25 protein-coding genes and 2 pseudogenes are annotated in these 15,750 nt (G+C 45.1%); 12 read left to right on the forward strand and 15 right to left on the reverse strand.

Annotation, left to right across the window (positions count from 1 at the left end; translation table 11 throughout):
* Nucleotides 1-127: 127 nt before the first annotated feature.
* Entirely contained in the window at nt 128-1,510 is a 1,383-nt protein-coding gene (locus H6F63_RS15000) for a serine/threonine-protein kinase (protein WP_190638407.1), read from the reverse strand.
* Between the two features lie 91 nt (nt 1,511-1,601).
* Nucleotides 1,602-1,865: pseudogene (locus tag H6F63_RS15005) on the reverse strand (serine/threonine protein kinase); the annotation flags it as partial.
* A gap of 431 nt (nt 1,866-2,296) precedes the next feature.
* Between H6F63_RS15005 and hisC the strand changes: the two are divergent.
* Both hisC and H6F63_RS15015 read left to right on the forward strand, forming a co-directional pair.
* Nucleotides 2,297-3,346: a histidinol-phosphate transaminase gene (hisC, locus tag H6F63_RS15010; protein ID WP_190638408.1), complete on the forward strand. Its 1,050-nt coding sequence runs from the start codon at nt 2,297-2,299 to the stop codon at nt 3,344-3,346.
* 171 nt (nt 3,347-3,517) lie between these two features.
* Complete coding sequence (locus tag H6F63_RS15015; RefSeq protein WP_190638409.1) at nt 3,518-4,177, forward strand: hypothetical protein; 660 nt, start codon at nt 3,518-3,520, stop codon at nt 4,175-4,177.
* A 311-nt stretch (nt 4,178-4,488) separates the two neighbouring features.
* Here H6F63_RS15015 and H6F63_RS15020 read toward each other — a convergent pair whose 3' ends face one another.
* The gene (locus tag H6F63_RS15020; protein ID WP_190638410.1) at nt 4,489-4,725 is read right to left on the reverse strand and encodes a hypothetical protein; all 237 of its coding nucleotides are present in this window, start codon (nt 4,723-4,725) and stop codon (nt 4,489-4,491) included.
* 178 nt (nt 4,726-4,903) lie between these two features.
* On the opposite strand from H6F63_RS15020, the gene H6F63_RS15025 reads away from it, so the two are divergent.
* Nucleotides 4,904-5,098 carry a hypothetical protein gene (locus H6F63_RS15025; protein WP_190638411.1) on the forward strand — a complete coding sequence of 65 codons (195 nt, stop codon included), beginning with the start codon at nt 4,904-4,906 and terminating at the stop codon, nt 5,096-5,098.
* 110 nt (nt 5,099-5,208) lie between these two features.
* Here H6F63_RS15025 and H6F63_RS15030 read toward each other — a convergent pair whose 3' ends face one another.
* Nucleotides 5,209-5,652, reverse strand: coding sequence for a hypothetical protein (locus H6F63_RS15030; protein ID WP_190638412.1), 444 nt, complete (start codon nt 5,650-5,652; stop codon nt 5,209-5,211).
* On the opposite strand from H6F63_RS15030, the gene H6F63_RS15035 reads away from it, so the two are divergent.
* The 3 genes from H6F63_RS15035 to nudC all read left to right on the forward strand — a co-directional run bounded on the left by H6F63_RS15035 (nt 5,652) and on the right by nudC (nt 7,347).
* Nucleotides 5,652-5,807 (forward strand): hypothetical protein, encoded by a 156-nt coding sequence (locus H6F63_RS15035; protein ID WP_190638413.1) that lies wholly within the window; start codon nt 5,652-5,654, stop codon nt 5,805-5,807. The two genes, H6F63_RS15030 and H6F63_RS15035, sit on opposite strands and share 1 nt — an antisense overlap.
* 5 nt (nt 5,808-5,812) lie before the next feature.
* Nucleotides 5,813-6,451: a VTT domain-containing protein gene (locus H6F63_RS15040; protein ID WP_190638455.1), complete on the forward strand. Its 639-nt coding sequence runs from the start codon at nt 5,813-5,815 to the stop codon at nt 6,449-6,451.
* Nucleotides 6,452-6,528: 77 nt separating this feature from the next.
* Nucleotides 6,529-7,347: an NAD(+) diphosphatase gene (gene nudC, locus H6F63_RS15045; protein ID WP_190638414.1), complete on the forward strand. Its 819-nt coding sequence runs from the start codon at nt 6,529-6,531 to the stop codon at nt 7,345-7,347.
* A gap of 172 nt (nt 7,348-7,519) precedes the next feature.
* Here the strand turns inward: nudC and H6F63_RS15050 are convergent, their stop codons facing one another.
* On the reverse strand, nt 7,520-8,116 hold the full coding sequence (locus H6F63_RS15050; protein ID WP_190638415.1) for a Uma2 family endonuclease: 597 nt from the start codon (nt 8,114-8,116) through the stop codon (nt 7,520-7,522).
* Between the two features lie 79 nt (nt 8,117-8,195).
* On the opposite strand from H6F63_RS15050, the gene H6F63_RS15055 reads away from it, so the two are divergent.
* Genes H6F63_RS15055 through H6F63_RS15065 form a run of 3 tightly spaced genes read left to right on the forward strand, consistent with a single transcriptional unit; the run spans nt 8,196 to nt 9,035 of the window.
* Complete coding sequence (locus tag H6F63_RS15055) at nt 8,196-8,369, forward strand: hypothetical protein (protein WP_190638416.1); 174 nt, start codon at nt 8,196-8,198, stop codon at nt 8,367-8,369.
* Nucleotides 8,326-8,661 (forward strand): DUF5674 family protein, encoded by a 336-nt coding sequence (locus H6F63_RS15060; RefSeq protein ID WP_190638417.1) that lies wholly within the window; start codon nt 8,326-8,328, stop codon nt 8,659-8,661. The genes H6F63_RS15055 and H6F63_RS15060 overlap by 44 nt, the downstream gene beginning before the upstream one ends.
* Nucleotides 8,658-9,035, forward strand: coding sequence for a hypothetical protein (locus H6F63_RS15065; protein ID WP_190638418.1), 378 nt, complete (start codon nt 8,658-8,660; stop codon nt 9,033-9,035). Before H6F63_RS15060 ends, H6F63_RS15065 begins: the two co-directional genes overlap by 4 nt.
* 26 nt (nt 9,036-9,061) lie before the next feature.
* Here the strand turns inward: H6F63_RS15065 and H6F63_RS15070 are convergent.
* The 3 genes and pseudogenes from H6F63_RS15070 to H6F63_RS15080 all read right to left on the reverse strand — a co-directional run.
* Nucleotides 9,062-9,232: pseudogene (locus H6F63_RS15070) on the reverse strand (threonine ammonia-lyase, biosynthetic); the annotation flags it as partial.
* 132 nt (nt 9,233-9,364) lie between these two features.
* The gene (locus H6F63_RS15075; protein ID WP_190531085.1) at nt 9,365-10,321 is read right to left on the reverse strand and encodes a hypothetical protein; all 957 of its coding nucleotides are present in this window, start codon (nt 10,319-10,321) and stop codon (nt 9,365-9,367) included.
* A 61-nt stretch (nt 10,322-10,382) separates the two neighbouring features.
* Complete coding sequence (locus H6F63_RS15080; RefSeq protein WP_190638419.1) at nt 10,383-10,763, reverse strand: hypothetical protein; 381 nt, start codon at nt 10,761-10,763, stop codon at nt 10,383-10,385.
* 205 nt (nt 10,764-10,968) lie between these two features.
* Between H6F63_RS15080 and H6F63_RS30565 the strand changes: the two genes are divergently transcribed.
* The gene (locus H6F63_RS30565; protein WP_277876421.1) at nt 10,969-11,094 is read left to right on the forward strand and encodes a hypothetical protein; all 126 of its coding nucleotides are present in this window, start codon (nt 10,969-10,971) and stop codon (nt 11,092-11,094) included.
* Nucleotides 11,095-11,143: 49 nt separating this feature from the next.
* Here H6F63_RS30565 and H6F63_RS15085 read toward each other — a convergent pair whose 3' ends face one another.
* From H6F63_RS15085 to H6F63_RS15100, 4 genes are all read right to left on the reverse strand, one after another.
* Entirely contained in the window at nt 11,144-11,467 is a 324-nt protein-coding gene (locus H6F63_RS15085) for a XisI protein (RefSeq protein ID WP_190638420.1), read from the reverse strand.
* Complete coding sequence (locus H6F63_RS15090) at nt 11,434-11,898, reverse strand: XisH family protein (protein ID WP_190638421.1); 465 nt, start codon at nt 11,896-11,898, stop codon at nt 11,434-11,436. Before H6F63_RS15090 ends, H6F63_RS15085 begins: the two co-directional genes overlap by 34 nt.
* Before the next feature lie 164 nt (nt 11,899-12,062).
* Entirely contained in the window at nt 12,063-12,506 is a 444-nt protein-coding gene (locus H6F63_RS15095) for a hypothetical protein (protein WP_190638422.1), read from the reverse strand.
* A gap of 87 nt (nt 12,507-12,593) precedes the next feature.
* Nucleotides 12,594-12,758, reverse strand: a complete 165-nt coding sequence (locus tag H6F63_RS15100) for a hypothetical protein (protein ID WP_190638423.1) — start codon at nt 12,756-12,758, stop codon at nt 12,594-12,596.
* A 3-nt stretch (nt 12,759-12,761) separates the two neighbouring features.
* Between H6F63_RS15100 and H6F63_RS15105 the strand changes: the two genes are divergently transcribed.
* Together H6F63_RS15105 and H6F63_RS15110 are read left to right on the forward strand one after the other, a co-directional pair.
* On the forward strand, nt 12,762-12,992 hold the full coding sequence (locus H6F63_RS15105) for a hypothetical protein (protein ID WP_190638424.1): 231 nt from the start codon (nt 12,762-12,764) through the stop codon (nt 12,990-12,992).
* A complete protein-coding gene (locus tag H6F63_RS15110; protein WP_190428887.1) occupies nt 12,989-13,252 on the forward strand; it encodes a hypothetical protein in 264 nt (87 codons plus the stop codon). Before H6F63_RS15105 ends, H6F63_RS15110 begins: the two co-directional genes overlap by 4 nt.
* 190 nt (nt 13,253-13,442) lie before the next feature.
* Here the strand turns inward: H6F63_RS15110 and H6F63_RS15115 are convergent, their stop codons facing one another.
* From H6F63_RS15115 to H6F63_RS15125, 3 genes are all read right to left on the reverse strand, one after another.
* The gene (locus H6F63_RS15115) at nt 13,443-13,847 is read right to left on the reverse strand and encodes a fasciclin domain-containing protein (protein WP_190638425.1); all 405 of its coding nucleotides are present in this window, start codon (nt 13,845-13,847) and stop codon (nt 13,443-13,445) included.
* A gap of 600 nt (nt 13,848-14,447) precedes the next feature.
* A complete protein-coding gene (locus tag H6F63_RS15120) occupies nt 14,448-14,861 on the reverse strand; it encodes a hypothetical protein (protein ID WP_199298054.1) in 414 nt (137 codons plus the stop codon).
* Nucleotides 14,851-15,744 carry a pirin family protein gene (locus H6F63_RS15125; protein ID WP_190638426.1) on the reverse strand — a complete coding sequence of 298 codons (894 nt, stop codon included), beginning with the start codon at nt 15,742-15,744 and terminating at the stop codon, nt 14,851-14,853. Before H6F63_RS15125 ends, H6F63_RS15120 begins: the two co-directional genes overlap by 11 nt.
* Nucleotides 15,745-15,750: the final 6 nt, after the last annotated feature.

Consider the following 15,750-nt stretch of genomic DNA (forward strand, 5'->3'; position numbering starts at 1 on the left):
GGTAGGAGGTTGTGCCAATTGCGGATGCTCAAAATGAAGTTCCCTGGCGCACAGATGTAGCCAACTTGCAACTGCACTCCCTCCTACCATTCACCTCTATGAATGCGATCGCGCTAATTGAACAGGGTTAGCGTAAATCCAGCCAGTATTGGATCGCATTAGCTAACCAGCTACATTCATCCCTACTCATTCCTTCAGGTAAGAAATATTCTCTACGGTTGGTCTGGATCGTGACTACCCTTTTCTCTTTTCCATTCCGAACCGTTTTCATCGTGTGGAACACATCTTCAATGTCCGCCGTTGAACCGCGTATCCTCGTCCTAGTGAAGCCGAAACGACGTTGGTAGATGGAGAACTGTGATCGATTAAACTGTACAAAGGTTGGCAAGAATTCCCAAGAAACGCTTCCGCTAATGGTGATAACAATTAGGAGAAAAAAGAGAATATATCTAAATTCAATAGGGATTACCGCAATAGAATATGTCACAATTGGGACAAAGGCAATCAGAGCGATCGCAATCGGAATTAACATTAAAAGATTCCAGAGGCTTGCGCCAGGAATTGTAATCAACAGTTCATCAGCAGTTTGATTCAATTCAATTCGGCTATTGTATGGAGGTGTTAGCGCTCGCTCCTTATATGGTTCAAGTTCGCTGTGTTGGGAAGTAGAAGGCGATCGCGCCGCGGACTTATTATCTGAGGAAATGCTGCTATCGGCACGCAATGCCTCTAACGCCTGTCGAGCAGTCTGAAACCGTTTTGCTACATCAGGTTCGGCAACCTTGTCAATCCACTGCACAAAGCGGGGAGTGAGACTCACCCGATCGGCAAATTGAATGCGGAGGTCTTTCTGAGGCAACTCAGATGGAGAAATCCCAGTTAGCAAATGGATCAGCGTCGCACCCAAAGCATATAAGTCAGAAGCCGCCACCGCCCGTCCGCTAAACTGTTCGATTGGCGCATAGCCGTAAGTACCAACGACCGTAAAAGTGGCTCCTTCCCTTGCTGCTCGGTCTTGTACCGCACCAAAATCAACCAGATAGATGCGATCGCCCTCGCCGCAGATCAAGTTACTGGGCTTAATATCGCGGTGCAGGACAGGCGGACTGAGTTCATGTAGATAGGTCAGTACATGGAGGATGTCAGCCGCAATCTGGCGTACCTGTTGTTCCGTATAGCGTTTGCCTTGAGCCAGCAATTGTTTGAGGGAGGAACCGGGGATGTAATCTTGCACTAGCCCAAACCAGAGCAGGCGGTCGTCAACTGAGAACGAATCCCGGTATTTGGGAATTTGGGGATGAGCTAGTTGTCGGAGTACCTGCGCTTCCCGCTCAAATAATTTCACGTCGTCCCATTGCACCTCATCGCCAAACGCCAATAACTTCACTACGATAGGTTCAGCATCTGGCACAGAGATATCCTCTGCCAGCCAGGTTTGTCGCCCAGCAGTTTGTCCTAGTTTTTGCTTGAGTTGGTAACGATTGTGAATTACTTGTTCTGGTTGAAGCATGAGGGTGTTCGCGCCAGCGTCTCTAAATCAGAATCTTGGGAATGAGAGCTTAATTACAGGGTCTTTCAGCAACATCTCACCCTACAGCCGATAGCAGGCGGTCGTCAACTGAGAACGAATCCCGGTATTTGGGAATTTGGGGATGAGCTAGTTGTCGGAGTACCTGCGCTTCCCGCTCAAATAATTTCACGTCGTCCCATTGCACCTCATCGCCAAACGCCAATAACTTCACTACGATAGGTTCAGCATCTGGCACAGAGATATCCTCTGCCAGCCAGGTTTGTCGCCCAGCAGTTTGTCCTAGTTTTTGCTTGAGTTGGTAACGATTGTGAATTACTTGTTCTGGTTGAAGCATGAGGGTGTTCGCGCCAGCGTCTCTAAATCAGAATCTTGGGAATGAGAGCTTAATTACAGGGTCTTTCAGCAACATCTCACCCTACAGCCGATTGTATTGCTGGTGCGAGGAGTTTGCAAAGAGCAATCTATAAAGATTGCTATCTTGTTCTGGGTGATTTTCCAAAAGGTTGATTGATGAAGCTTCCAAAAGTCTTGTTATGCGGCCAGTAATTATCAATCTGATGGGGCTTGGAGAAACGAACCAACATCCTTTAGCCTGAATAAATATGCAGATTTTATAGAAGGTGTCAGATGCGCGATCGCCAGAAGAATACTATCGACATTGATGAGGGAACCGTTGTTCTGATTGTGTTTGCCTTTATAGTCTTACCGCTTGTGTTAGCTGGTTTCTGCTTCCAATAATTAATTTTTTCACACGCAGCAAAGTCCATGACTACCTACTTCCGCCCCAGTGTTGAGGCGATGACTGGCTATGTTCCCGGCGAACAGCCCAAGCCGGGGACAAATATCATCAAACTGAACACCAACGAGAATCCTTATCCGCCTTCACCAGATGCGATCGCAGTTTTGCGAAACCTGGATAGTGAATGGCTGCGACGTTACCCAGATCCTTACGCCAACGAATTTCGCCTTGCGATCGCACAAGCGTTGGAGGTTCCCTTCGAGTGGATTATTGTTAGCAATGGCAGCGATGAATTGCTGAATGTTGTAGTGCGTGCTTGTGCGGAGTCGGGGCGCAAGGTCGTTTATCCGATGCCGACTTATGTACTGTATCGTACATTGACGGATATCCAGCCTGCGGAGCGTGTCGAAATTCCCTATGGGGAAGATTATCGTTTGCCAATTGAAGAATTGGTGGCGGTAAACGGTGCGGTGACGTTTATTGCAACGCCCAATAGTCCATCAGGGCATATTGTTCCCATTGACGAGATTCGACAGTTGGCGGCGAGGTTGTCTGGCGTTTTAGTTGTTGATGAGGCTTACGTTGATTTTGCTTGCGAAACGGCGTTGCCCTTGGTGAAGGAATTTGAAAATGTTATTGTAATCCGCACGTTATCTAAAGGTTATTCTCTGGCGGGGTTGCGACTGGGCTTTGGGATTGCAAATCCAAAGCTTTTGAGCGGGTTATTTAAGGTTAAAGATAGCTACAACATTGACGTGATCGCTTGTTTGGTTGGTGCGGCGGCGATGCGCGATCAAGCTTATAAAAACGAGTGTGCCGAAAAGGTGAAGCGATCGCGGACAACTTTAGGGGTAGCTCTCAAGCAATTGGGATACCGGCTGTGGGATTCTCAAGCTAATTTCTTTTTGACACAACCCCCCAAAGGCAATGCAGAGCAAATTTATCTGGCGCTAAAGGAACGGGGAATTTTAGTGCGCTACTTCAAGCAACCTGGTTTAGAGGATAAACTTCGCATTACAGTGGGGACTGATGAGCAAAATCAGATACTTGTTGAGGCGTTGATTCATCTGGTGTAACCGAGATACCCGACTTCTTCGAGTCGGATATCTTAATGTTAGCGGTTCAATCTTTCTGTGAGCTATGCTGTGCTAATAATTGGAAAATTGGTTGGCGTTGCAAGTGCGATCGCATCAATTTATCTTTCCCGCAGTTAAAATCAAAAACTAGCAAGATTTATTAGCCTTGTTATGTTCGATCAGCAAGAATTCTATGCTTTGGAAGAAGGCGAACCCCCACGCTTGGCAATTCCCTGGGGATTTTTTAGCCGAGAGATTGTAATTCGCTTAGATGGTGAGGAAATTGGCAGCATTCCCAGAGCTAAACTTAGCAAACCACATGAATTTGTTCTAAAGGACGGTTCGCGGTTAAAGATTAAGCAGATTCCAAGTTTCAAAATCTTGGGAATGGGGTTTCAGCCATACCTACACCTGAGTTTGGATGGGCGGGATTTGCCGGGGTTGATACTTAACCCCCAACAACGTTTATCGACCGCTAATGGCTGGATTTTTGGGGTGGGGTCGGCAAAGTTGCTTTTAGCGATATTTATGCCTGTCAAAGCGATCGCGCTCCCGCAGACGTTGCAATTTCGGGAGTTTGTAGAATGGCAGCAAGGCTTTACCGGGTCTACGATCACTGGCTTAATTTTGCTGGGGCTTTTTGTTGTACCTAAACATTTCACAAAGCTGGTATTGACTGCTGCACTAATAATTATTCTGGGAAACCTTCTTTTAGAGTTTAGCTGCATATGGGTTTGCACCGCTCGTACTGGGAATATGGCAGCATTGGAGGGGCTTGCTGCTGTATCTATTTATCAAGCTTTAAGAACACAAAGTCGCTCTCATCGTTGAAGGTTACAATTTTCAATCTTGAGCGCCGCTCCCTGCGCCCCGCCCCTGATTAACTATGGAGCGGCTTACGCAGATGGACTTTGAATGATTCCCACTAATAAACGCTAGAAAGAACTCAAAGAGAAAAAGAATTGCAAGTTATCTGTGAGCGATCGCATCCTCAAGCAAACAGAGCGATCGCATCCTTGCTAAATTTTCGTTGCACGTAGGCATCAGTGCGATCGCTCATACTAAAATTCAGACATACGCATCTGTTGAAGTAGTCCCACGTCTGGAGCAAGAACTCAAGGAAGTTGTCTGTGAGCGATCGCTTATCGGACTGTTACATTCAAGGTCAAATCGCTCATACCCCAAACTTCAAAGAATTGACGAAATAACACTTCACTGGCTGATGCCATATCTCCATCCGGATCAATGATTCCGCCCTCAAGCAACCTCCCTCCCTCGGTTTCCAAATTCAATCGCAATTCCCCATCATCGCTCTTGTGAAGAATCAGGCGGCCCCTTGCCAAAACTTGCCCCGCACGACTACTAATTACACATCGCATTATTTAAGTTCCCCCTGCTTTAAACAACAATAATTCATCATGATGCCAAGATATTCACGGCGATATAGCAACGCCATGTTCCGTTGCTAAGGGAAATGATGTTCCGATCGCAATGATACGATGAAGGCGACTGCCTACGGCACCCTAGGCGCATAGGCTTTGCGGCATTCTACTGAATATGTATCGAACCTTCATCCCCGGCATCGCTCCACCTCCAGTACAATCTGAACCTGCGTGGTGGTTCGCATTTGTCGGCAATAAGCTGTTGGTTCGACTAGAAGGGACACTCAGCACAATTCCCAATCTTATCAGTTTAGGAGAGATTGGCTCGATAAGCCGTGCGATCGCAATTTCTCGGCACCCTGGACGATAAACCTTTTTACTCGGCGGAACTGGCGAAAGATGCGGTGATAGACTTCTTTGCTGATTAAAGGGAAGTACCAGATGTAGCGCTTTATCCCAGGTCAGTATGACGATTGCCTTTTACCTTACATTCACCTTACGCTTGAATACCGTTCCACCTGACCTACCAGTTCCTGGGTATTTGTGGATTACTTCAACCTGATACTTGCCAGGGGTAAGCTTGTTAACAGTAGCTACATACCGAAAATTACCCTCTGTAGCGATACATCCACCCTCAAGTGGATGGATGGTAACGCGCACCGTCACTTTTTTGCCCTTCCGTTCCGCCGCACCGCTTAGTTTCTGGCAAGGATAGGGGGTAGATAACCCCTCTGCACGAATCGCCATACTACCCGCTCCACCTGTTGCACTCATCAAAGGACGTTCTAACTGTTCCCCAAGGGGGCCCGGTTGAGCTACGAAACGAAACCAGTCTGCTTGAGAGGATGTGTCAGCTGAGACCACATTCAAGGGATTGGATGCCAAAACAGAAGCGAATACACTGGCAAGTAGCAAAGTGTTCATTGTCGGTTTCCGATGATAAAAGCAAAGAGATTGGAGCGCAATACTTTACTGTGAATGACACTCACCATAACTTCTCAGTTCCCTTCAACTGCGATCGCTCTATCACGGTGCGATCGCTTTCATGCAACCATACCAGAGAGGATTCGAGTAGTTGAGCCGTATGAAATACAACTGGATAAAAATTCTGCGCTGGTTTGCGATTGGAATTCTCATTACTTTAGCAATCTGGCTGCTCAACAAATTTGGGATTGAGCAAGTTCGAGAACAGGTGGATCGGTTTGGCATCTGGGCACCCGCAATCGTGTTTGGGCTGCGCTTTACCAGTATCATCGTGCCAGTGCTTCCAGGTACGGCTTACGCAATTTTAGCCGGAGGTCTTTTTGGGTTCGCGCAAGGATTGCTAGTGGTTGCGTTGGCAGATTTAGCCTCTTGTACGTTCAATTTCTATATTGCTCGTCGTTATGGACGGAGTTTAGTAGAGCGATTTGTCGGTCAGCAATTTATGGAAAAAGTCGATCGTTTGGCTCAACAACATTTAGAAGGCAACTTTTTCCTAATGACGGGTCTTTTGATGACTGGACTATTTGATTTCGTCGCTTATGCCGCCGGAATGACTACAATGCGTTGGCAAAGCTATTTCTTAGCCCTCATCGTCAGCATTGTGATTGCCAAACCGCTTTGGGTCGCTGCTGGTGCTGGAATCTTTGAAGGTAGTCAGTTACTATTAGGCTTTGCAATCCTCGGAGCATTCGGCATCGGCATTGTGACTGCTATTGTTCAACGCCCGCGGTCACAATGATCGGCTAGGTGCTGAATGGCGGTGATACGATAAAAGCGATCGCCTGCGGCACACTATGCGATCGCACTTGATTAAATATGCATCGAACCTTCATCCCTGGCATTGCTCCACCGGAAGTACAATCTCAACCCGCTTGGTGGTTTGCATTTGCGGGAAATAAGTTGCTGGTTCGCGTTGAAGGAACGGTGAGCTATATTCCCAATCTAATCAGCCTAACCGAGATTGGCTTGATACCCGTGCGATCGCAATTTCTCGGCACCTTAGATGATAGACCTTGTTACTCGGCGGAACTACCCAAAGATGCGGTGATAGCCGATGGCATGACTTTGCAAGGACTGCGCGAATTGTACGGCACTTTAGACGAAGACTTGTATGCGCTCAGCAGTCGTGCGATTCAGATTATGGAATGGGATCGCACCCATCAGTATTGCGGACAATGTGCGACTCCGACAACCCAATTACCCAACGAACGTGCCAAGCGTTGTCCTAAGTGTAGATTAGTCAATTATCCTCGTCTCTCGCCTGCGGTGATTGTACTCATCTCCCGTGGTGATGAGATATTGTTAGCTCGCGCTTCTCGGTTTCCAGCAGGAATGTACGGTTTGATTGCTGGATTTGTGGAACCGGGAGAATCACTCGAAGAAACCATCATGCGCGAAGTCCGAGAGGAAGTTGGGATAGAAGTCAAGGATATTCGCTATTTTGGTTCGCAACCTTGGCCTTTTCCAAACTCGCTGATGATTGGATTCACAGCTACCTATGCGAGTGGAGATATCGTCATCGACCCGCAAGAATTGGAAGATGCTGCTTGGTTTAGTAAAGACAGTCTACCGCTGATTCCTCCTAAACTAAGCATTGCCCGAAAACTTCTCGACTGCTTTGTTTCTACTCCCTAAGCGATTCGGGTGATATTGCGATCGCCAGCGTGAATGAGGATAACGCTCATTTTGGTTGATTTTAACTACAAGTAGAAGTGCGATCGCTCTTATTGTTCATCCTCTACATCCAGAGTGCGCGATCGCTATTAGCAAAAATCAAGACATTGAAATAAGTTCAGCAATAATATCTTCAGGTGCTTACTTCTAATGACTCAAACTCAATTTTGTCATATATATCTGCCAGCGATATTTGGAACGAAAGGGAGTTTAGAGATACTATTTCATTGGCATCGTCATACTCAATAAATGTCCAGCGTTTTTGCTCGGTTTTGAAGTATTGCTCAATGTGCATAGTGTATTGGTCAATTAAGAGATATTCTTGAAAACCGGGAATGGTACGATAGGCGGTAAATTTTGCATCTTTGTCATAGCTTCTAGTAGATGCTGACAACACTTCAGCAATCATCAAGGGGTTAGTAATTGTGTCTCGCCGTCCTTCTTGTAATTGCAATTCACCCTGAACTACCATGACATCAGGATAAGTATAGATGCGTTTTCTAGGAATCCAAAGACGCTGATCGGTGACGAATGCTCGATAAGGTTGATGCTTGAGCGCAAAATTCAACGCCGCGTAAAAGTTGCCAGTAATTTGATTGTGATTTGGGGTTCCACCAGTCATCAGGACAATTTCACCATTAATATATTCATGCCGTTCTTCTGAGTTAACCTCAAACTCAAGGTATTCTTCATCTGTGTAAAGTTTTTTATCTTCAGCTTGCATAATCATTGTTTCTAGGTTCGCAAATTACACTATTGGGATAGACCTTTTGGCTAAGTCGGTAAATAAATTATGACAAACTGAATGTTTGGTTATTGTTCCAGTTTCAATCTTGAGCGATCGCTCTCACTGTTCATTGTCTACATCCAGAGTGCGCGATCGCTTCCACGTCCCCACCCCTGATAAACTATGGAGCGATTTACTCAGATGGACTTTGAATGATTCTCATCATCCGCGATCGCGCTACAAAGGCGCAAATTGATGAAATGCTGGATGCTCATCGTTTCTACATTAAACTAGCAGTAGATATCGAGCGTGGCATTCTTGCAGGTGGTGGGGAGCTTCATGCAGATTGCGAAGCCGTGTTGCTGGAAGATGGGAGTAGGCAGGAAAATATATGGGGAGCGAGTTGGAACCCATTGACGCAGGAAGTATTCTATGAATCGCTGATTAATATCCGCCCTCGTCAAAATAATCGCTCAATGGAGATTCTTGACTCAGGCATTCGAGAGCAAGTTGCCCAAATTACTCAGGAGTTATTAGGAGGCGTATGAAAGATTGGACTACAAAGCGAGAGCGTTATTTGCGTGAATCTGTACCCACTCGTTTAGGAGAACTCGCTGCAAACTTAGCTCGAATTCAGTCATTTTCTAATAACGACCTCAACCGCGATGCCGTTGCCCATTTGATAGAGGAAAGCAAGTTTTTTATCGAGTGGACAGCAATCGATGCTGGAATAGATATTGCAGCAGAGTTAGTTGAATTACAAGTGCAATTGGCTCGTTGGCAACTAAACTGGTCAAACATTTGGGCAGATGATGTACAACGAACGAAAGTTGCCCAACAAGCTAAAATTTGGTCAGACCGCGTGTTAGAGATGTCAGGGTTGCTATCTGCTCCAGTTACATCAGCGGCTCAAAGTAGCTAGAGTAATCAAAAACTAAAATCATGCTAGTTGTTAGCAGTCCGCAGCTTGAAGGTAAAGACTGATTGCATATCCTCTCGCATGAGCATAAGTTTATTGTTCAGCCGCACAGACAGATTTGGGGTATATTTCAGGAGCGATTCCTGGTCAACATCGTACACGAAAGTAGCCTGAACTTGTACCAAATAGTCGTAAGACACGGGTTTAACAGGGAGTGTAATGCCGCCAGATGGAAGGACATTTTACTTTGCTAGCGTCTCCTATTAGTCTCTAAAAGTATTGTTTAATTTTATAAAATTCTTCTTTAAGTTGATTAACAACTACAAAAAAGATTATTCATTCCTGAGAATACTTTTGCATCTTCCACATAAATCTAAATTTTCGGATCTAGCTTCTTCAACAGTTTTAAAGAACCTAATTCCTTCACTATTTTCAGGTTTTTCAACACGAGGATAAAGCCTACAACCATTCGGAAGATGGTAACGAGGTCTCCCCCGTAAAGCCCTAACTGGATACTTTTTGTAAATTGGATCTTCAGTAATTACTGCGGTTGATTTTTCTATATACGAGTAAACCCAATTAATTAAACGCCACGCCTTGTATAGGGTTTTAATTTTTGGATTATTTGTCACTTTTTCATCCAATACTTCTAGCATTTCTTGTATAACCTCTCTTGAAGAAGGTTCCTGTTGAAGATATAAACCAACTAAATCATTAAATATTTTTTCAATTTTCTTTAATTCTCTTTCTCGTCTTACAGCTTTAAGAGTAAAAACCTCATAACATGAGTTCCAGATGGTTTGAAGCTGACTCAACCATCGATAATGTTTACTCTTGAGAGGCCGCAACCTATCAAGAATGACATCTCGTTGTTCATCTAATTCACTTAACTTCCAATCAATTAAGCTTTTGTCAGAAGGCTCAATGCCTGTTGAAAGTAATTTGATCGCTGCTATGAGTAGCCAGTATCCAGAATCAAGCCTATTTAGTTCTCTAGCTTCTCCCCTATTGCCTGTTGCAATAACTGATTTAGAAGTAGGAATATTACTAAGCTGTGTTTTAATTCCTTGCCAAACATCGTTCAGGGATTGATCAAGTGCCTTGTCTAGTGTCCATTTATGCACCTTAAAACCACTGAACAGATAGCTTATTAAAGATTCACTAAGCCATAAGGGAAAAGCATGATTTGCAGCAAATCCAAGGAAAAACCAAGCAATTAACGCTATGAATAAGAATAATAAAGTTGTTACATAATTACATAACTTTCTCCCAAAAGATTTAAACCTCAAGTGTTCAGGGATTTCTGTACTCGGTGGTTCGGCGCTGGGAGTAAGATGGACATGCAGTTTTTCAACGAAAGTACTGGTTTTCCCCTGCTATATAACCTTGATTTTGTGGAGCATTAATATTTGCTCCGAAACCACTAGAGACTTGGTTAACCGTCCCACTATTTTGAGTTTCTTCTATTTGAATGAGCTTACTGACTAGACTCTCTAATTCTTCTCGAAAAACAATATTGTTTGGAGCTTCTCGTATAATTGCTGCTTTTAGTGCTTCCGGATTTTGTGTAGCCTCCTGAACTTCTTTCCTAGCAGCAAAGTATGTATATATAACACCTACTAATTTTTGAAGGTAATCTTTTGAATCAGCTCCCAGCTTTTGCAAGGCACCTCCTGTAACTTGCAATATAAAGTACTCCACAGATTTAGCTGCTAAAGTTTCTAAAAGCATAATTATCGTAGGTAGATGTTTTAGGTCTCAGATAGAATAAATGAGCGAAAATCATAGATTTGAGCGTGTAGAATCTAAACAAAAAATAATTTGTATAGTTCTTATCAGCTTGATTTTTATGACATCAGAGCTTTTTGTACTAAAATCCTATGTTAGTTTTAACACAACTATTGTATGGACAGCAATACAAAGCTAGGTAGAATGCATGATTAATCCACTTAGCAAATTCGCTGGTGATGAAAAAAGACTCAACTTGGATGAAGCGATGATCGCCTCCACTATGCTACGTGATCGCAAACCCGAACAAACAGAGAGATCGCATCCTTGCTAAGTTTTCGCTGCACATAGAAGCGCGATCGCTACCTGGCCATACTTTGAGTTTAAGCCGTTGCGGCAGTTTGCTCTTCAGGCAGAAATGCAAGAACGATTCGCTCTTTTGGAATGCCTGCGGCGATTAAGTCTTTGGTGATTCCCTGTTCCATTCCGTCATATTCCACCCAAACCTTACCCTCACTCAGAGTCACATAAATTAAATTGCCTCTAACTCGTCGTCCTCTATCCCAACCCACCTGCATCAGCACATAGCGGTTTTGCGTGTCGTCAAATACCGTATCGAGCCGAATATCACCGTGAGAAGGCTTAAACTGAGCATATCGTTGAATTACTTGCTTTACAATGTCCCGTTCTTGAGTGGTGGTATCCATTGCTTCACCTCTTGCACCGCTATATTTACAATAAGCAATTTCATCGGTAACTCACGCTTCACCAACTCTCCAATCGGTTCGCTGAAAATCCCGTCGAAGGTTGTGTCTGCAATAGCAAGATATAATTCACGATCTGGATCGACCTGTTCAAGTAGAAGTCGATAAAGAACGTATTGACCAATCGCTTGCTCCAAATCAGCAATTGCCGAATTGCCTCGAAATTCCTTGATTTCAACTGCAATTCGACTACTACCGCGTCTCGCACCAATAAATCGCCCTACAATACCGCTGACGGCATCTAATTTGGCTGCTAAGTCAATAAACAGAAATCTCTCACCATAAGATATGACATAGGGATCGTCCGTGATTTCCCAACCCTCTTTGATGAGAGCTTGCCTGATGATGTTATGGATCGCATCTCGTTGAGGCATGACTTAATAGGTCATAAGCCGCATGACTAGACTATAGTACGCTATGTGAACTGACAAGTCAGCGCAACGCGATCGCATTCTTGCTAAGTTTTCGCTGCACGTAGAAGCGCGATCGCATCCTCAAACAAACGCAAGCGATCGCTCTTCGTGGAAGATTTTCTGTCTTATCTTACGCTCACCTTACGCTTGAATACTGTCTCACTTAACGAACCCCTATCCGGATATTCGTGGATTACTTCAACCTGGTACTTGCCAGGGGTAAGCTTGTTAAGAGTAGCTTCATAGCGGAAATTGCCGACCATGAGGATACATCCACCAGTCTCAGGTGGACGGATGGTAACGCGCATCGTCACTTTATTGCCTTTCCGTTCCGCCGCACCGCTGAGCTTCTGACAAGGAGTTGATGTAGATAGGTCTGCACGAACCGTAATATTTCCCGCGCCGCCTCTTGCACTCACCAAAGGACGGTTTAACTGTTGTCCAGGCGTACCGGGTTGAACGATGAAACGAAACCAGTCTGCTTGAGAAGGGGTATTCGTTGAGGACACATTCAAGGGATTAGACGCCAAAAAAGAAGTGAATACACCGGCGAGTAGCAGAGTCTTCATGGTCGGTTTCTATTAATAAAAGGAAAAAAGATTGGAGTGTGCGATGCTTTAACCTGTATGACACTCAGCATGACTTCTCAGTTCCCTTCAACAGCGATCGCCTCCATCTCCAGCCAAAGCGATCGCAACTTCAAATAAACTTGCGCGAACTGACAAGTCAGCGCAACGCGATCGCATCCTTGCTAAATTTTCGCTGCACGTAGAAGCGCGATCGCTCATACTAGAATACAGAATGTCAAGTGAGAGCAGCACACTATGTCATCAGCAGCGATCGCTACAGTAGTAAAGATGATGGAGTTTTTGCCTGTTGATGTACAGGAGAAAGTTGCAGAGCATCTTCGAGAGTATATTGACGACTTGCAAGATGAAATTCAATGGAATGAATCGTTCCAGAGAACAGAACAAAACCTTATTGCTGCTGCAAAACGTGCCAAACAGGAGATTGCTGAAGGGCAAGCTACTGTGATGGACTACGACCAACTATGAAGTCGGCAGCCCTTCCCTCCTTTTGGGTTGAATATCGGCAGTTAAGTAATGATCTCAGGCAGAGTGCCAGGAAAGCTTATCGTCTGTGGGCAAAGAATCCATTTCACCCATCTTTGCATTTCAAGTGCATCAATAGCCAAGAGGATATTTGGTCTGTTAGAGTGACGCGAGGTTATCGGGCGCTTGGAGTATTAGAAGGCGATACAGTTACATGGTTCTGGATCGGTAGCCACGACGATTATGAGCGGTTCTTCTCGTAAGTTGTATCAGGTCAATATTCGCCTATGCGAACTGACGAGTCAGCGTAACGCGATCGCATATTAACCCTAAGAATCGCTTGAGAAATGTACTCGCAACTTTCCCATAGAGTAAACCTATTCAAATAGTTGTGGGGCAGCGATTATAAATAATCGCTGCCCCACACAGAGTATTAACTATTTCTTGCGTTACTTACGCAGGAAGCAATACTGTATCAATGACGTGGATGACACCATTATCAGCAGCAACATCGGCTGTTGCAACTGTTGCATCATTCACCTTGACGCCACCATTGGAAGCATCAATTTTCACATCTGAACCCTGAACTGTAGTAGCTGACTTTAGCTTAGCTACGTCAGCTGCCATCACTTTGCCGGAAACGACATGATAGGTCAGGATTTGCTTAAGCTTCGGAATATCTTGAAGCAAGGAATCTACTGTACCTGCGGGAAGTTTAGCGAAAGCTTCATCAGTAGGCGCAAACACAGTGAAGGGACCAGCGCCTTGTAGTGTATCAACCAAACCAGCAGCTTTGACGGCAGCAACTAGGGTGTTAAATGAACCAGCCTGAACGGCGGTATCTACGATATTAGCCAAGTTTTTTACCTAGTTTTTTGTCTCTTGTTAACAACTATAAAGGGTATTCTAATAATTTGTCTGTACCTTTAGGCATACACCCACTTCGTTGAGCGAAGAGCCGCAGAAATACTGGATATCCTTTATACTAATAAAGCTATAAGTTTAATTTAGGTTAAGTGGAGTTTATGCAAAAGTTATAAGATAAAGTTCGATTTTATTTAAGAAGGTTACTTAGCATTTTTATAACAATAACTACTGGAATAGCCTACATTACTGCAAATGCAGCCGAGGCAGCGCTTTCTCATATTTTTAATATAAATTCATGTAGTTTTATCCTAATCTTGTAGATTAACCTGCTTAGCTGAATTTGGCAAATGCGGAGTAGTGGAAACCTGAAGCAGCGATTTAGCGAAAGCAGATTTTCTGTTTTGTAACGGTAAGTGCGATTGGGTAAAGCCCAGCGCCTGTCTGAAGAGATGCCAAAAGCTGCTCAAGCGATCGCATACTTCTCTCAAATGAAGCCTAGATCCTTGCTTGCACTAAAGGACTCTCAAAGATTTCCGTACCCATAGAAAAGCACCGCGAAGTTACTTCGCGGTGCTTTTCGTTCACTTGTCCTTATTTATCAGATGCAAGAAGCTCTGATACCGCTGCGTGTGCCAACACAACACCAGGTTCGCGCTGGAAAGCGTTGTAGTATTTCCGGGCAAACCCATTGCCTATCTCTGAGGGAGTTAGCAGCGTGCGAGCATATCCAATCAAATTCTGGACATCCTCCAGGGATACGGGTTCATCAGCTTGGAGCATTTCATCAATCTGCACAACTAGCTCCGAAATGCGATGCAGCCAAGCAAATTGCTCATGCTCAATGACGAGTTGAAGAAGTTCTGTGTTTGAGACTCGTCCGCGCACCTGTTCGTAGGTGATGCGTTCTGTGTCAAGCAACATCCGGTGGAGGTGCAGCAATTTGTTCCGCAGATCGCGCAGATATTGATGTTGATGTATTCGTTGTAAAAGTGTGTTAGAAGTCAATTGAACCCATCCTCCCGTTACGATAATCTTCAATCGCTTGAACAATTTCTGCTTCGGTATTCATCACGAATGGCCCGTAGCGGACAACTGGCTCGTTTAGCGGTACGCCTGCAATGAGCAGCACATCCAATGGCGATCGCGCATTTGATGGATTGGCGATCGCTACTTCCCCACCATCTTGTGCAAACAACACCATCTGCCCATCTCCTGCACGTTCCTTGTCTGCACCAAACAAACCTTCTCCATCTAGCACGTATGTAAAGGCATTGTATTCTTTTGGCACCGGCTGAACCACTGTTCCGCCTGGTTGGAGCGTGAAGTGCAGGTACATTATCGGAGTCTGCGTTGCGATCGCTGACTTCACTCCCAGCGCTTCTCCAGCGATCGCTTTTACCGTTACCAAGCCATCATCAGTCTGAGCCGTGGGAATTTGCTCCGCCGAGATTTCCTGATAACGAGGTTTCATCATCTTGTCCCGCTGAGGCAGATTCACCCAAAGTTGCAGTCCGTGAAGCCGTCCGCCAGTCCGGGCAAATTCCCGCTCTGGCATTTCTGAATGCACAACACCCGCTCCTGCTGTCATCCACTGCACATCACCGGAACCTAACTGTCCTGCATGACCCTGTGAATCTTTGTGTTCCAAGCGCCCCTCAAGGACATAGGAAACCGTCTCAAAGCCCCGATGGGGATGATCCGGCGCTCCTTTTGCTTGACCTGGCTCAAAATCAACCGGCCCTAATTCATCAAGGAGGAGGAAGGGGTCGAAGTGGGAAAAGCTGCTTTTGGGGAATGGGCGACGCACAAGCATCCCTTCACCCTCCAGCGTTTCGACACTGTTAATGATGCCTGCAACCGTTCGCATCGTTCGTATTTGAGTCGTCATCAACTG

Source organism: Trichocoleus sp. FACHB-40, assembly GCF_014695915.1.
GTDB lineage: Bacteria > Cyanobacteriota > Cyanobacteriia > Cyanobacteriales > FACHB-T130 > Funiculus > Funiculus sociatus.

Excerpts from the sequence above, each read along its gene's own strand:
- H6F63_RS15000 (WP_190638407.1), bottom strand. The coding sequence starts at position 1,510 with ATGCTTCAACCAGAACAAGTAATTCACAATCGTTACCAACTCAAGCAA.
- hisC (WP_190638408.1), top strand. The coding sequence starts at position 2,297 with ATGACTACCTACTTCCGCCCCAGTGTTGAGGCGATGACTGGCTATGTT.
- H6F63_RS15015 (WP_190638409.1), top strand. The coding sequence starts at position 3,518 with ATGTTCGATCAGCAAGAATTCTATGCTTTGGAAGAAGGCGAACCCCCA.
- H6F63_RS15020 (WP_190638410.1), bottom strand. The coding sequence starts at position 4,725 with ATGCGATGTGTAATTAGTAGTCGTGCGGGGCAAGTTTTGGCAAGGGGC.
- H6F63_RS15025 (WP_190638411.1), top strand. The coding sequence starts at position 4,904 with ATGTATCGAACCTTCATCCCCGGCATCGCTCCACCTCCAGTACAATCT.
- H6F63_RS15030 (WP_190638412.1), bottom strand. The coding sequence starts at position 5,652 with ATGAACACTTTGCTACTTGCCAGTGTATTCGCTTCTGTTTTGGCATCC.
- H6F63_RS15040 (WP_190638455.1), top strand. The coding sequence starts at position 5,813 with ATGAAATACAACTGGATAAAAATTCTGCGCTGGTTTGCGATTGGAATT.
- nudC (WP_190638414.1), top strand. The coding sequence starts at position 6,529 with ATGCATCGAACCTTCATCCCTGGCATTGCTCCACCGGAAGTACAATCT.
- H6F63_RS15050 (WP_190638415.1), bottom strand. The coding sequence starts at position 8,116 with ATGATTATGCAAGCTGAAGATAAAAAACTTTACACAGATGAAGAATAC.
- H6F63_RS15060 (WP_190638417.1), top strand. The coding sequence starts at position 8,326 with ATGATTCTCATCATCCGCGATCGCGCTACAAAGGCGCAAATTGATGAA.
- H6F63_RS15065 (WP_190638418.1), top strand. The coding sequence starts at position 8,658 with ATGAAAGATTGGACTACAAAGCGAGAGCGTTATTTGCGTGAATCTGTA.
- H6F63_RS15080 (WP_190638419.1), bottom strand. The coding sequence starts at position 10,763 with ATGCTTTTAGAAACTTTAGCAGCTAAATCTGTGGAGTACTTTATATTG.
- H6F63_RS30565 (WP_277876421.1), top strand. The coding sequence starts at position 10,969 with ATGATTAATCCACTTAGCAAATTCGCTGGTGATGAAAAAAGACTCAAC.
- H6F63_RS15085 (WP_190638420.1), bottom strand. The coding sequence starts at position 11,467 with ATGGATACCACCACTCAAGAACGGGACATTGTAAAGCAAGTAATTCAA.
- H6F63_RS15090 (WP_190638421.1), bottom strand. The coding sequence starts at position 11,898 with ATGCCTCAACGAGATGCGATCCATAACATCATCAGGCAAGCTCTCATC.
- H6F63_RS15095 (WP_190638422.1), bottom strand. The coding sequence starts at position 12,506 with ATGAAGACTCTGCTACTCGCCGGTGTATTCACTTCTTTTTTGGCGTCT.
- H6F63_RS15105 (WP_190638424.1), top strand. The coding sequence starts at position 12,762 with ATGTCATCAGCAGCGATCGCTACAGTAGTAAAGATGATGGAGTTTTTG.
- H6F63_RS15110 (WP_190428887.1), top strand. The coding sequence starts at position 12,989 with ATGAAGTCGGCAGCCCTTCCCTCCTTTTGGGTTGAATATCGGCAGTTA.
- H6F63_RS15125 (WP_190638426.1), bottom strand. The coding sequence starts at position 15,744 with ATGACGACTCAAATACGAACGATGCGAACGGTTGCAGGCATCATTAAC.